This is a genomic window from Agarivorans sp. QJM3NY_25, assembly GCF_050870875.2.
In the GTDB taxonomy this organism is placed as follows: Bacteria; Pseudomonadota; Gammaproteobacteria; order Enterobacterales; family Celerinatantimonadaceae; genus Agarivorans.
Map to the genome: position 1 here is coordinate 4,556,861 of NZ_CP194041.2, position 14,067 is coordinate 4,570,927.

7 protein-coding genes are annotated in these 14,067 nt (G+C 47.9%); 2 read left to right on the forward strand and 5 right to left on the reverse strand.

What is annotated here, in order from left to right; all coding sequences use genetic code 11:
* Positions 1–20 precede the first annotated feature (20 nt).
* From ACRRSW_RS20925 to ACRRSW_RS20945, 5 genes are all read right to left on the reverse strand, one after another.
* Entirely contained in the window at positions 21–1,028 is a 1,008-nt protein-coding gene (locus ACRRSW_RS20925) for a LacI family DNA-binding transcriptional regulator (protein ID WP_432455628.1), read from the reverse strand.
* 372 nt (positions 1,029–1,400) lie between these two features.
* Complete coding sequence (locus ACRRSW_RS20930) at positions 1,401–3,803, reverse strand: GH36-type glycosyl hydrolase domain-containing protein (protein WP_432460342.1); 2,403 nt, start codon at positions 3,801–3,803, stop codon at positions 1,401–1,403.
* Between the two features lie 47 nt (positions 3,804–3,850).
* Positions 3,851–7,015, reverse strand: coding sequence for a GH116 family glycosyl hydrolase (locus tag ACRRSW_RS20935; RefSeq protein WP_432460343.1), 3,165 nt, complete (start codon positions 7,013–7,015; stop codon positions 3,851–3,853).
* A 239-nt stretch (positions 7,016–7,254) separates the two neighbouring features.
* On the reverse strand, positions 7,255–8,166 hold the full coding sequence (locus ACRRSW_RS20940) for a MalM family protein (RefSeq protein WP_432455625.1): 912 nt from the start codon (positions 8,164–8,166) through the stop codon (positions 7,255–7,257).
* Positions 8,167–8,225: 59 nt separating this feature from the next.
* Complete coding sequence (locus ACRRSW_RS20945) at positions 8,226–9,407, reverse strand: carbohydrate porin (protein WP_432455624.1); 1,182 nt, start codon at positions 9,405–9,407, stop codon at positions 8,226–8,228.
* 337 nt (positions 9,408–9,744) lie between these two features.
* On the opposite strand from ACRRSW_RS20945, the gene ACRRSW_RS20950 reads away from it, so the two are divergent.
* Together ACRRSW_RS20950 and ACRRSW_RS20955 are read left to right on the forward strand one after the other, a co-directional pair.
* Positions 9,745–11,754: a methyl-accepting chemotaxis protein gene (locus ACRRSW_RS20950; protein WP_432455623.1), complete on the forward strand. Its 2,010-nt coding sequence runs from the start codon at positions 9,745–9,747 to the stop codon at positions 11,752–11,754.
* 26 nt (positions 11,755–11,780) lie between these two features.
* The gene (locus tag ACRRSW_RS20955; protein WP_432460344.1) at positions 11,781–14,045 is read left to right on the forward strand and encodes a glycoside hydrolase family 9 protein; all 2,265 of its coding nucleotides are present in this window, start codon (positions 11,781–11,783) and stop codon (positions 14,043–14,045) included.
* The last annotated feature ends 22 nt before the right edge of the window (positions 14,046–14,067 follow it).

The following is a 14,067-nucleotide window of genomic DNA, read 5'->3' on the forward strand; positions in this document are numbered from 1 at the left end:
CAATTTCCTTTTGTGATTTATCACTCCGTTGAAAGAGGCTGGGCGGTCGATTCTCGAACCACTAATTCGGGAGTCAACTCAATTGCTTCCATGTCGCCTTTTCCGGAGATCTTTTTCAAAACTAAACGTGCTGCCGCTTTCCCCATTTCCACTACGGGAAAGTGGACAGTCGTTAGTTTTGGCCTTAAATAACGAGATAACAGAACATCATCGTAGCCGACCACCGAGACATCTTTGCCTACCTGCTTACGCTGTTCTGCTAATACGTCATAAACGCCCAAGGCAATGTTGTCATTTCCACAAAAAACCGCGGTAAAATTCACATCACGTTGGATTAATTTTCTAGCGGGAGCAAGGCCCCCGTCTTCGTCATAACTGCCCTCAGCCACCAGATTGGGATCAAAAGCCACCTTCTGCTCTGCCAGCGCAATCCGATAGCCTTGCACCCGATCACGACTATCTTGCTTATTCATTGGTCCGCAAATACAAGCGACAGAGCGGTGTCCAAGGTCTAATAAATGTTTGGTGGCTAAGTAACCACCCAATTCGTTATCGAGAAAAATGCAGCTGTTCGCCAACTCAGGCACAAACCGGTTGATCAATACCAGCGGCCGACCCTGTTTGGAAATTTCGATCAATTCATCGTCGCCGATCATCGTCACATGCAGAATGAGGGCATCAACCTGTCGCGATAGCAAAAAACCAATCGCCTCGCGCTCGCGCTCCTCAATATCATCACCGCTGGTCGCCACTAAATGGTGGCCGTTGGCACGCAGTTCTTGTTCGACTTCATGCATGATTGGCCCAAAGAATGGGCCTGATAAACTACTTACAACCATACCAATGCTGGTTGAACGACTTGAGGCAAGGGCTTGGGCAAAACTATTGGGACGATAGCCCAAATCACGCATCGCAGCTTCCACCCGAACACGAGTCGTTTCTGACACTTTCTTATTGCCATTAATGACTCGCGACACGGTGGCTTGAGATACATTTGCCAATTCTGATACTTCTCTGATGGTGGCCATCAATCACTCCCTATGTAAGCGCTTACATTCAATTTGATTAAAAAACCCTATTCAGGGTTAATGTAAGCGCTTTCCTAAATAGTGCTTCGCCAGCCAACAATTGTCAATTCTTTGCAAAATATGACTGGTAGAACTGTGAACAGACGCATAACTTACACTCAATGAAACAACAATGAAATTATGAAACAAAAAAACTAGTTTATATTCAATAAATTAAAAAACATAATGTCAAATCACATATTTAACATTAATATCCTAAGTGTGCGCGACTTCAATCGCTCGCAAGCCCAGTATTCCTCGCCTTAAATCCGTGGCGGTGCAGCAATACGCGGGTTAAGCGCATTACTGTTTACCACGCGTATTACCGCTGATTTATCGAGCAAGTTCCAAGCGAACTTGATAAACCCCTGGTGCCTGCTCTGGGATCAAATCTCCAACAATCGCTTCCCCTTCCAAATAGAGTTGACTCGTGGTCAAAGCGGAGCGAAGCACTTCGATGTGATAACTCGCACCGCGATACTTACGCACCACTTTAAAGCCCGGCCACGCGTCCGGAATACAAGGCTGGATCCGCAAACCAGTCATTTCCGGACGGATCCCTAAAATATACTGGGTTGCAGCAACATACATCCAGCTAGCGGTGCCCGATAACCAAGCATTACGCGCCAGACCAAACTGTGGATGTTCATCACCTAACACATTTTGTGGATAGCAATAGGGCTCCGATTGAAAACAATCCAAATCATCATTTCGTGAAGCCGGATTAATCTGACGATAATACTGGTAAGCCTGATCGGCGCGGCCAAGCTTGGTTTCAGCAATCACCACCCAAGGGTTAGAGTGCAAGAAAATACCACCATTTTCTTTCGCGCCAGGGGGATAAGTAGAGACCCCTCCCAGCTTTTCGTCGTAGCCAGTATAACCCGGCCAAGATAATTTAATGCCGCGTTCGGTATTCAGTAAACGCTTAACAGCATCAAGCCCCATGGTTGCTCGCGACACATCGGCAAACTCAGAGATCACCGGCCAGGATTGAGCATTGGCATAAATCTTCCCCTGCTGGTTTTGGGTCGATCCTAAGGCTTGAGTCTGCTCATCAAAATAGCGCAACCACCACTCACCGTCCCAAGCATGTTGATTCACCTGAGACTGCATCTGTTGATAATAATTATCTAAACGAGTCACTAAGTCTTGCTCACCACAGAAGCTAAGCACTTCTTTTAGTTCAATAATCGCTTTGCCATAAAGGTTTGCCACAAACAAGGACTCAGCGCCTAGCGGTAGATTCACCGTATCATTCCAGTCCGCAAAACCCAGCAACGGCAAACCATGGGCACCGATGTTACTGCGAGTAAACTCAATCCCTCTCAGTAAGTGCTCTAATACCGTCGCCTGCTCTCGCTCTGCTTCCGCAATCCCCGTTTGATAGAAGCTCACCGGCTGCTGCAAAAACTCCAAATTACCGGTTTCTTTCAGGTATTGCACCACCGTTAAGATGATCCATAGATGATCATCACCATAATAGCTGGCGCGATCCAACTCTTCTCGAGAATCGCCTTCGGTGGCTTCCATGGTCATCGGAAAATATTGATGCATCGCCGAGCCATCAGGCTTTTGCACCGATAACAAACGCTCCATAAATGGTTTCGCTTGCTCCGGCATATGGCTCATCACCCCCAGTAGATCCTGTGAAGAGTCTCGAAAACCAATGCCTCGAGCACCGTACCCTAATTGATATAGCGACAGATAACGCGACCAGTTCTTGGTGGTATGGCATTGCCGAGGGTTATGAATATTAAGCATGCTGTTGAGTGAAGTATCGGGTGTATCTACCTGCATCACTGACAAATAGTCTTGCCAAAATTCAGCTAAGCCAGAAAAAGCCTCAGCCACGCTTTCGGTATCTCGATAACGTTCGATGCTCGTACACGCGTCCTCTAGCGAAGCCGCTTGACCAATTTGAACAATGCTTTGCTCACTCTGCCCCGACGCCAAACTGCCTAATTTGATCATCAAGGCAGCCATGGTATCGCCACGCACACATTCTGAGTTGCTCAATTGCGGTGCAAGTAGAGCTCCGGGATTGGCCCAACTGCCGTATTCATTGTCGCCAAGAAAGGCCCGCCGATCGCCTTCCCAAGAATCCACCGGGCGGTTCGCCGTTACATAATTCACACAACTATCACGTTTCATGTAAGCATACTGCTCCAATACCACCTGTCCGCCCGCCTGTTGATGGGCTTTTAGCTGCATGGTTTGCGGTACCCAATCTGCATTGGTGAGCTGTTTTAAGGCATCGAAATGACTAAATTCGAAGGCGGGGATCAAATCAATTTCCAGCGCTTCACCACCAATGTTAGTCAACCGAATATCCTGCAACATCACCTTACTGCCGGGTGGCACAAAATAGCACACTTCCACTCTCACACCGTGTGCTTCTGCTAGCCAACGGGTGTAAGACAAACCCACTCGGCATTCGTAACGATCTAACTCGTTCAGGGTTGGTGTATAGAAAGGTGAAAACAGCAAGTATTCACCATCTTTACGGATCCGAACATACAGCGTACTACCTTTAAATTCAGAAGCTGGCTGCTGAGCGATATACTTGGTGATCCGATTTAAGGCCGGATCTTCACTACATAACAAGGCGCCGCCCGAACAATCGACGATGCCACCAAAATCAAGTGTCCCCACATAGTTAATCCACTTGATCGGCGTTTTTGGCGTGGTGACCACATATTCCTTATGCTGGTCATCAAAATATCCATACTTCATAATCACTAACCTTTCATTCAAAAAAAATTCGATAAATACTGCATCGCTCAGCCTTGGTGCTGGTCGGCAAGGGCAAAAATCATCCCCGGTCGCAGGTAACGACCGGCGGTATATTTCAAGGCGGTCGCATGCAATAGGCGAAAAATTTCGCCGCAATCTAACAACCACTCCGCGAATAAACTGGCGTAATCTTGGCTAAATTGGCCAAAGTCTTCGCTTAAGTCTCCGGCAACTCGACCATCGGCTTGCAGCAAACCATGCTGCTTTAAGGCTGCGAGTAAGTCATCTCGCTCAGATGCACTCAACCATGTGGGCAAGTCTTGGGCTTGCAAACGCACCGTGGCGTTAAAGCCCTCTGGTGCCGCGAAGGGGATCTGTGCGCTTTGATATAGCAGCCGATATACCGACGCAAGCAGTTCTTCGGATTGCGGCTGGTGATGCTGCTGCATCGCCAAAGCAAGCGAATACTGCACGCCAATCCACACATCGTGAGCTTGAAAATTATCCCAGGCCTTTGGCGCACCATTGTGCTTGACCAAATTTGCCGCTCCCACTCGCGGGCTGTTGAGCCGATAGTTGTATTGATAAACGTGCTGCAATACCCGCTGGCAACGCGCCTGCTCAAATAAAGCCTCTTGCCCCAACCAACGCAGGTAGCTATCGGCTAAAAGTTGATCGGCAAAAATATCATCGCTATCCAACACCAGCCATTGCTCGCCCTGCAGGCACCAATCACCACCGCCATTTAACAGCAATAGTTTTTTCAGCCGCCGTTGCGCCAATTTTCCTGCCTGCTCTGGCCATGGACAATTCCAGTGCTGCTGCCACAAGGCTTGCTGGTCCTCGGTCAATGATGGGAACAATAACGGTTGGTTCAACCAGTGATTAATCGCGACGACTAATTCACTCAAGCTAGTCTGTTGATAAGCTTGCTGGCTGAGTAAGGAAAAATGCTCAGCCAATTGTGGTAGTTGTTGTCGATCCACCTGACTAGCACGCAAAGGAGTCACATAGAACAGGTAATAACCCTGTTGTTCGTCCCATAGACTATCGTCAAACTGCTGCTTAGCCACCGCTAAACGCTGCCGATACTGTTCGGCCAACAATTCCGCACCGCGTAACTTCGCTAAGCTGGCACAAGCCTGTAAAGCGGCCAGCCACAACGAACCGCTATAACAAGAAATGCCATGTGAGCGCAAATTATCGAAGGTATCATCGGTCCCATTGGTCAACGGAAATTGCTGACCCGGTTCGATCATTTTCTCTAGATAATTCATCGCCTGCTGCACCGCTGGCCAACAATCTTCAAGCAATGTTGGATCGTCAAATAAGCTCACATGACGCAATACCATCAACACAAATTTTGGAGCCAGATCCTTCCATTCCTTCACGTTATGCCAATCATAGGCATCGGGACGACAATCGAAGGGACTCCCTAAATCGTGACAAACCGCCCCTCTAATCGCGCGTTCAGCCTGATATTTCGGATGACTGAGTTCGGCATAGGGTTCTTCGGTATAGATATGATGGCGTCGTTGCCGAAAATCGTCAGCCAATACTGCGTCGGCAAAACGCCGCATCACCTCACCATCGAGCCGAGGTAACAAGCTCAATAGACTAAACGAACCGTAAAAGTACACATCTAAGGAATTGAAGAACGGGTAATCAACACATTCACGGATCAAAAAGCGGTCCTGCTTATCCCAAACCGTCGCCTCGGCTAGAAAAGATAAGCTATTCAAAGCCATTGTTGTCAACTGTTGGCGTAATTGAGGATCTTCCTGCTGACTAAACTGAGCGCGCTTCCAAAGCCCGGCAAAGGCCTGTTGCAAATAGTCTTGCTGCTTCGACCAGGCAAAGCGCGCAATCGCCAGGGCACGCTGTTTCGCTTGTGGAAACTGACGCACATAAGCCTTCTCACTACTTAAGCCATTCATTTCAACTTGCGGTAAATCTAATACGGTCATAAAACAGAATTGCAGCGTTTCGCCGGGGGCGAGCGTAGCCGTCAACTGCAAGGCCGAAGAGCAGAGTTCGCGACCGCTATAGATCCCGCGTTTGCTTTGACCACTCAAGCCGCCGCCAGCTAAAGCCTGAGCCACCACCTTATCGGCATGGGCGGTGTAAAAACAATGATTGGCACTCAACTGACACTGCGCTGGCGCTTGTAGCGAGAGCGCCATCTCGCCCAAACAATCTTGGTAAGACTCTCCACTCATTAATAGCGATATTCGCTGCCCTTGCTCACAACGCTCACTAAAGAGTTCTCCCTGCTGCTGCCTGGCTTGACGAACCAACATAAACGACGCGTCCTGACTCCCAACTCGCTCCTTAGTGACCTGAAAACCAATTAGATTTTCCTGAACCTGAACCAGATTAAAGCGCTGAGTTCGCTGGCTCGGATTATGAACGCAAAATTGAGTAAGCGAGACCGGCAGACGGCACAAAGCTTCATTATCTGCTTCAATAAAGCTGTAATGGGTCTTGCTCAGCTGTAACACCGCCCCCGAATAATCGCTCTGCGCCACCGGGTATAAACCTTGATATTGAATCTGCTCTGCAGGCCAAGCCGGTTGCTTAAGGTAACTATCGGCCTCACAATCGGCGATCAGCGAGCGCTGAAAACACTGTTCTTGAACACAGCCACCAAAATACTTAAGGAGTAACTGGCAATTGGCACGACGATCCACTTGCCCAGTACTCAGCGCCAGCTTTAAGTTTCGATCTAAATGAATTTTCCAATCCGCCAATCGTTGCTTATTCCAAGCATATAGTTGAGGTTCATCGAGCAAACGCTGTAAACCAGCTAACCATTGCGCTTGACTTTGATCGGGACTAAATAACTCTTGCCCTTGATCATCGAGCAAGGGATACAAAGAAATTTGTTGAATAAAGTCGGCAGGCTCAATAATACGAAGCTCGCCAACCCGTAACTCATCCTGCTCACTAAAATAAAAATCTGCCATCCGCAAACTGTCGTTACGTTCAGCGCGCACTTGAATCCCTGGCAAAAAATTGAACACAGGACTACAACCACTGATCGACAAACTATAAGTATTGCCAATTCCGCCCATCGCCATCCCTGTCGTTAAGGGGGTAGTTGGCAAGGGTTGATACCAAGGCTGAACAAACTCCGAAGCCAAACCCGGGGCCATCAGCTCGGCAACACTGCCACGGAGCGAAGAAGCCGCTAAATACTGTTCAATCTTCATAAGCAGCCCTCATTTTAATCACATCAACAACTGTTGGGCACATTAGTAACTCCTTGTACAAGAAATAAAATCTATTCACTGACCATTAAATTTAACAACCTTCAAAAACCTTAATTCCCCCACTCTCGGTGCTTCCATGACCGAGCTACGCACACATTTTGGTGGCAAAAAAAAACGGCTCCTTAGGAGCCGTATGCCAATACGACAAGGAATAAAGAATTTAAGGATTACACGATGAACTAGGGTATTTTCTCCTTGATTGCTTCGGTGAAGGTATGTTGGGCAGTATTTGAACCTGCAGCTTCTGCCTCTTTAAGAAACAGTAACGCTTGCTCAATATTACCCTCGGCTATCGCTAGCCGAATTTGTTGCTGGTAAAACTGCTCCGTGGCCGGTTGTAAAACCGTAACGGCTTGAACCTTGCTTGGTTCGACCAACGATGTAGCGGCTGCAGTTGCAAGTACCGTAGCACCCGCACTATTCGAAGTCGTCGCCTTAAATTGTGACCCAAATTGCACTTTATTCAGCCGTATATTGATCTGACCAATTGGTGAGTGTTTCGCATACACCTTACGCGCAGCGGGGCGATCGATGCCCATTTTTAGTTCATAGGCCACTTTGGGATCAATGAGTTCGGTCTTACCAAATAACTGCTCGTGGGCGGTATAAACCAATATATAGCGGGCCTTTCTCGCTAAAGTAGGACTAAATTGTTGTTTAATGGTTAAGAAACCCTCGGCGCTGAGTGTCGTTTGATTAAACTTAGCTAAGGGTTGTAGCTGTTTGTCATATACTGCAATCGTTGGGACAAACACCATGTTGGTAATCAGACTATCAACTTCAACTTCAACTTGCTCAAGATGCTCAGGGAGTGCTAATGCCGCCACATAGGAGCGTCCTTCGGCAAACTCAACGACCGATGAGTTTAGTCCAATATCCACACGGTTGGTGCGATCGGCCGATAGTAAACGATAAGATAATTGTTCAATTTGCACACTCGGTTGCTGCGCATCTAAACGATTACGCAACTCGGTTTGGTCACTAAATTGTGAGCCCCAGCCACGAAAAGGGTCTTCGACATCCACCGCCTGAGTGCTCGAACAAGCAACCAGACATGCACTTATCAGTAACAAACTATAGTGTTTATTCACTTTATTTCTCCCTGTATTGGGTGCTAGCAAACTAGCACCCAAAACACTGCCCTCTGGGTTTACCACCAAGCCTCAACCATGGCTCCCACCTTGGTTAAATCGGTGGTACCCGCATTTTTACCCGTATTTTTCTTCTCACCGGTAACGACATAAAAACGTACGACTGGACGAGACCACATAAAGTGACCAATCTGGAAGTTTTGTGACAAGGTTAACTTCCAAGCATCCGATTGATTCGAATCTTCCTTGGTATTATGAAAACCAGCTTCTACAGCAGTCGCCATATAATCGTTCCAATGGTGTTGCGGACGAACCGCCACCCCGTACTCTTCTTTCTCATCGAAAGAACAACCGGTTTCAGTACAATCGACCTTCAAATAGTTGGCGTTGTATTCCATGGCTGTCATTTCACCAAGCGTAATCGCACCATCAACAAAGGCGCCGTAACTACGTGCGGTTTTATCCTCATAACCCGCCCAGCTAGTCCCCGAAGAGTTAGCGGTGGTAAATGCTGCACCATCGGTTTCATAACGACCCGCCAACTGTACCCAGTTGTCACCAAAAGTGTGTCGATAGGCCGCAAACAACTGCATTGCCGTATCATTTTCTAAGTTGTCTTTAATATCGGCTAAGGCAAATGCATAGTTGGCTCTAAATTTTAAAGTACCTTGCTTGCCAATTTTCATGTCATGCAAGTGCAACATCAGCATGTTGACCGTGCCTTGAGTGGTATTTGCAGCCCCTGCACCGTCTCCAGCCTGAGTCCAACCTAAGTCGAGCTTACCAAACCCTACATCCAAGTTATCCACACCTGCGCCACTGCCATCGGCACTCAGCATGTAGTAATCACTCAAACCACCTTGCTCACGCCCATAAAATCGCTTACCCGCCCATACATAGGCATCGGGTTGCGAAGGAAAAATGCCTGAACCGCCACCATAGAATTGTTGTAAGTAAAACAACTTACCCCAATCATCATGGCCCGGAGTACCGATCATCACATTCAAGTTAAATTTGGATTGATCCATTTCGAAGTCTTGGGTCAACATCCACTCCATCCAGTTACCTTCGTTACCTAAACGGCCAGCGGCATTAATTTCGCCGTAATCCCCTTTTAGATAAATCATTTCGTCACCCGATGCTTCTTGCGCATAACGGCCATAGCCAGAAAAATTAGGTGTTCCAGCAACTGAACCGAGTGAAACTAACATCAAAGATAATGTAAGCGCTTTCATTTTCATGGTAAAAAAATCCTTTTCTGTTTTAGGTATTATGGGTGAATTCGCTACTACTCCAAACAACGTAAACACCACCTATTTCGAATATACACAGATAAAAACGCTATTTTTGTGATCAAAAGCGCAAATGCAAGCGCTTACATAACCAAAAATAGCAAATGTGATCCCTGTTCAATATTTAGCCTAGACGATCCAATATATTGTGTCCAGCTAACGAAACAATGAAAGCACTTACATTTATTGTAATGATCCAACAAAAAATACCAATAGACAAGGGGGTTAAAACAAAAATACAACAAACCGCAGGTAAGCGCTTACATCTAAAACACGGATTGCAAAGATGAGAATTTTTAGAACGTTATCGATCATTCAACTGACGAGCCTAAGCTTTACCATTCTGGGCTTATGTTTACTGGCTATGGCTGGACTTTCTTGGCAGTTAAGCATGCCGCTGGAAAACAGCCTCAAACAATTAAATCAGCGAGATCTGCCAAGGCTGGCGAGCAGCCAAGCATTGATCCAAGCCCTAACCCAAAGCGCTCAAACCATAAGCCAGGCAGAAAATAGCCACCAAGCTGGTGAACTCGAAGCCTTGAACAAGCAAATTCAGCGACAGGCTCAGGTTTATTTTGAGCAACTTAAGGCGCTTAGCGCCCTCAGTACTGACACTAATAGCGCACAACTGCAGCAACAAAGTGAGCTTTGGTTTACCCGTGCCAGCCAAGTTCTAAGCGCTCAAGCCCCTTTACTCAAGCAACAACAACAGCTCGCCGAACACCGCGCGCAATATCAACTATTAAGTATTCAGCTTAACCAAGCCCTAGGGCAACTTCGCGCTTCGGTAAAAAAAGACTACCCCAAGATGCTGCTCACTAATGTTGATACCGCGCTTTCCTTGATGCAGGCTCAAGCTGCCCGAGCGCTCAACGGCCAAGATCTGGCGCAAGTAAAAACAGCCCTTCGCTCAGCCAAAGCAAAACTCGACCTAGTCGAAGCCGATTTTTCGGAGCTCATCACTCGCTTAGGCTTAAGCCATCAAGACATTTCTCGCCAGCTGCCGCTATTACTCAGCGAATTAACTGGCGAACAAGGGATCGTCAGCCAATACTCAGCCTACTTACAGTCTCACTTTCACCAACAACAACAACGCTTAGCCTTACAACAGCAAAGCCGTATTTTGAGCCAACAATTGAGTGACTGGCAACAAGCCAGGCAAACTCAAACCGCCCAACAACTGGTGAATAGTCTCAGTAAACTGAGCCAACTCAGACAGGGGCAAGTCAGCGCCTCCGCGATTGCGATAGGCTTTTGTTTGAGCCTAGGACTACTGCTATTTATCACCATCCGTCAACCCTTAAAACAATTGCTTGCCACCTTGAGCGCTCTCGCCAAAGGCGAGTTGCAACAGCAATGCCACTATCGAGCCAACAACGAATTTGGTCTACTCAGCAAAAAAATCAATCAAGTGATCCAGCAACAACGCGAAGTAGTTCTCGAGCTACAACAGAAAAGCCAGCAGCTAGAGAGCGCCGCCAGTAGTAACCAACACCATGGCCTCGACATCCAACAGCAACTAAACCAACAGCGTCACGAGTGCCTCAACGTGGCCTCTGCAATGAGCGAGATGGAACAAGCAATCCAAGATGTCGCTGGCCGCGCCGAGCATGTCAGTCAAAACATGCAACAGATCCAGCAGCTCAGCGAACAAGGCGCCAATTTGACCACTCAGGCGAACCATAGTAATCACCAGTTAATCAGCCACCTAAGTCGCTCTGGTAAAAACATTGAACAGCTCGCCGAACAAAGCCAAGTTATTGGCAGCATCCTTGAAGTGATTGATGGTATCACTCAGCAAACCAACTTATTGGCACTGAATGCCGCCATCGAAGCGGCTCGAGCCGGTGAACAAGGGCGTGGCTTTGCGGTCGTGGCAGACGAAGTACGACAGCTTGCACAACGCAGCGCCAGCTCAACCAAACAGATTCAGGGAATGATCGAACAACTACAACAAGTCGCCCATTCTGCGGTATCAGACATGCAAACTTGCACCCAAGCAATGGATGATAATCAAATTTACTATCAGGGACTTAGCCAGCATATACAACAAGTCAGTGAATCGGTGAGTTGCCTCGCGGGGCTCAATCACGAAATAAGTATTGCCACCGGGCAACAGCGTAATAGCAGCCTCGAGGTCTCACGAAGCATGGAACAGATCTCACAGTCGGCACAGCACAACTATGCCGTGGTATCACGGCTTCATCAAGCCAGCGAACAACTGGAAGACTTTGCTCAGCAACAACTGAGGCTATGCTTGCGCTTTCATATTGATGCCCAAGTCTCAAACATTTAACTTGCCATCTGGCAATAGGAGAGACCATGAAAATACCCGCAATGCTGTGTATCGTGCTCGCTATATTCAGCCCTCAGCTTATGGCGATGATATCTCCCTCATTAGCAGGTGCGACCACACTCTCCTTGCGCTTTAAACAAGCCCCTCAAGCCCAATGGAATAAGCAACGAATCAGCGCTCGACTGACTGCAGATCAGCGCGCTTTTATACTGCAAGATCAACAACAACATGCTTTTAATGATGCAGAGCTATTTAAGCTTAGCATCTCGCAAACCCTGCCCTACGGTCGAAAGTTATTGTATTTTAAGTTGCATTTAGTTGATGACTTTAAGCCTTTATGGGGCCAAAAAATCCTACAGCTGAAAGTCGATGGTAAAGAACTAGAACCTGCCAAGGCTGCCAATGGCAAGGCGCTATGGCATAAAGTGGTTGAAGAAGACAACAAAGGGTTTATTCCAGCGGGGCTCAGCGAACTGTGGTTTGAGTTGCCCAGTGACAGCACAGAGATTAAATTCATGACGATGATGACGGCCGGTGCCGAGCACTTTCAAGCTAAATTAAGTGATTTCATCATTTATTCTTGGCCCGAATCCGACCAACGGACACAGGCCTACCAGGTGCGTTTCAACCACGATGGTTATCTCAAACACACTGCCAGCCCAGTATTAATAGAGTTACCAGATTGGATTGAACAAAGCCAGCTGCCAGTAAGCATTAATGCCGTCGGCGTCAAACCACAAGAACTCATGCTCACGATCCCTTCACAGAGCGATCCAGGCTCGGGCATGAAAGTCGTAAGCTTGGATCTAGCAAACCTCAATACTCGCTTTACAGGCAAGCCGCTGACGCTACAAATTGACTCGATCCATCCTCAACTGACAAACACCCGTATCAGCCTAAAACAAGGTCTTGATCTTTCCAGCCTACAACGCCATCGAGACCAAGCTTTAGCCGCTTTTTATTACTTTGACAGCAGTGATTTAGGCCCCTATTCGGGGACCCACCCCCAAGATAGTCGAGCCAAACGGCTGGATAGCGAGAGCACGCTGGATGTGCGCGGCGGCTGGTTTGATGCGGGAGACTATGGCAAATATTCGGTCAATGCAGCCTATTCACTGATGACGCTATTGATGGCCGAGCAATTACAACCCACCGCCTTTGCCGTGAACATTTCACCAATTGCCAGCGACCAAGGTTCGGACTTACTGGCACTGCTCAGCAGCGAACTCAACTTGTTACTCAAGCTGCAAGCCGACAATGGTGGGGTTTATCACAAAGCAGCATCAGCTCAATGGCCACCATTGGCGCAAGCGCCACAACAGGATCACCAAATTAAAACCGTACTACCAATCACCACGACCGCAACGGCTCACAGTGCAGCTGCGTTTGCCATGGCCGCCAACAGTTTTGCTCGATCCCGCCAATTAACGCATCAACAACAGGCCCTGCAATATCGCCAAGCTGCCTTGCGCGCATGGGCTTATCTAGAGGCCCATCCGCAATTGGAGATGATAAAACAACGTTATCATCAATTCGAATACGGAGGTCCTTACGATGATGTGGACGACCGAGATGAGCGACTACTCGCGGCACTTGCGCTCTACCAGATGACTGGCGAAGTACACTACCTCAATCACAGCAAACAATACCTCGTAAGTTTACTGGAGTTACCGCGTTTAGGTGATCCTTCCCCCAGCTGGCGAGATAACCGCAGCCGCTCAGCGCTGCTGTATTTAAAAGCTGCGCCGAAAAACGACGATTTATATCCAAGTGTCCACCAAGCTCTGAGCCACTATTTAGAACATATTTTAAGCTTGCAACAAAACAATCCATATGGCATCGCCTTTGCTGGCCATCAACAACAATTCGATTGGGGCTCCAATGGCATTATCGCTAGCACAGGTTTCCAATTACTATACGGTGGATACCTTTTGGATAAACCAGCATGGCAGGCAGCAGCGATGCAGCTGAGCCACTGGTTTTTTGGTCTCAACCCTCACGGCAAAATATTTGTGGTCGGCGACACGCCCAATCATGTGCAACACCCACACTTTCGCCCCTATGTATCAAAAGCCTCACCACTGCCAGTTGGCCTGCTCATTGGTGGCGCAAACTCGGTCGAACTGAAGGGCGATATGATGGCTGCCACCCGAGAAAATATGGCACCAATGCAGGTCTACATTGACCATCAGGATTCTTGGGCCAGCAATGAAGTGGCCATTAACTGGCAAGCGCTGTGGGCAGCTTACTTATGTTTGTTGAATCAGAGCCTGGCCAATAACCTCCAGTGACGCCACGCAAGCTGAGTTCAGG